The 996-nt window shown below is 57.9% G+C and carries 1 protein-coding gene; it reads left to right on the top strand.

Annotation, left to right across the window (positions count from 1 at the left end; all coding sequences use genetic code 11):
• Positions 1–375 precede the first annotated feature (375 nt).
• Positions 376–996 (top strand): helix-turn-helix domain-containing protein (locus tag EN780_RS35090; protein ID WP_281035406.1); only part of this gene is annotated, 621 nt, incomplete at its 3' end.

Here is a 996-nt window from a genome sequence, read left to right as displayed (position 1 = left end):
TTAATGGCGTGTCGAATATGTATTGCACTTAAAAAACACAGATAATCAAGGAAATCCGCATCATGCGAGCCGCCGGGTTGCTCTGGTGGACGGCAACGTGTAGCACAATTCTTGCGCCAAAACGGTTATTCCGGTTATGCTTCGCAAATCATCGGAATCAGCATGATTCCGACTGCGCATTCTAACGTTTTAAGACGGAGAGACAGACCGGCCCAGAAAAAGAAAACCCGCTCCCGAACGAAATCCGGAAGCGGGTTTGCAGTGAAAAAATAAGCCAAAACCTTTCTCGCAAACCCTCCCTTCCTTGTCAACTGAGAAACACCGCTTCGGTGAACGGGGAAGCTTTGCCTGGTCCCTAACAAAGGAGACGAGGACATGGGTGACCCCCATACGGATCGGCGGCCAATCGGTCGCCGAATGACGCCACAACGTGCCGGTTACCGGCGACTGGCACAGTCGGCCGAGATCGGAACGGTGACGCGCGGCCAGCTTGCCGTGCTTGCACAAAACCTCACTTGCACTGGATTGATCAGTGCGACCGAAAGCCATCTTTTGGTGACTCTGGTCAACACGGCCCCGGCCGAGGCCTTTGACAAGTCCGGCCGTCCGATCATCTTCAAGTCCAACCAGCAGCTCGGCTTCGAGATCGGCCGCTCAGCCGGTCGTGTGAGCCGTATGCTTTCCAGCCTTTTCGACGCTGGCTTGATCACGATGCAGGATAGCGGCAATTACAAGCGCTACCCGGTGCGAAATCGCGATGGTGCGGTTGTAGACGGTTGCGGCATCGACATGCGGATCCTCATCGCCCGCTATCGCGAGCTCGACCAGCTCGTGCGGCAGGCCAAGGCCGAAAAGTCGGCCGCGAGCGCAGCATTGCGCCGCTATCGCGGCGCGCTGCGCAACCTACGCTATGCTCTGGCAACGGTTACGGCACCGTCGGATCGCGTCCTGGCTCGCATTGCGGGCCGCGTCGAACGCGTCGTCGCCCTTGTCGGC

Source organism: Mesorhizobium sp. M4B.F.Ca.ET.089.01.1.1 (assembly GCF_004022605.1).
GTDB lineage: Bacteria > Pseudomonadota > Alphaproteobacteria > Rhizobiales > Rhizobiaceae > Mesorhizobium > Mesorhizobium abyssinicae.
Note: the sequence above shows the minus strand (reverse complement) of the source record. Positions and strands in the feature narration are given on the sequence as shown.